General features: G+C 49.9%; 1 protein-coding gene. It reads left to right on the forward strand.

All coding sequences use genetic code 11. The features are described from left to right. Nucleotides 1-250 precede the first annotated feature (250 nt). Nucleotides 251-397: DNA cytosine methyltransferase (locus SOP85_RS31575; protein ID WP_442967970.1), on the forward strand; the 147-nt coding region annotated here is incomplete at its 3' end.

Below are 397 nucleotides of genomic sequence, written 5' to 3' on the forward strand. Positions count from 1 at the left end.
CCACACTTCCACTGACTATAAGTCCCATCATGACTCCATGCTGAATTGCATCGATCAGTTTTTGACGCCACAGCCGACTTGTCAGATCACCCCTATAAACACGCATTTTCAGGCATTTTCGGAATTCTCTTGCAAGCCGTACCTGAATTGTTCAAGATTCGCTCAACCGTGCGTTGGCTCATATTTGGGACTCATAGACCCATGATCCCGCCGGTCCAAGGAGGCGAATTTGAGCTTGACGGCTGTATCGTTGTTTTCAGGCTGCGGCGGGTTCTGTGAAGGGATTGAGCTGGCGGGGTTCGACGTAAAAGTCGCAGTCGAATGGGATAGGTTCTCATGCGAGACTTACCGATTTAATTTCCCGAAAACGCCCCTCTTCGAAGGCGACATTCACGAT

This window comes from Pseudomonas sp. YuFO20 (genome assembly GCF_035064975.1).
Taxonomy (GTDB): Bacteria; Pseudomonadota; Gammaproteobacteria; order Pseudomonadales; family Pseudomonadaceae; genus Aquipseudomonas; species Aquipseudomonas putida_AE.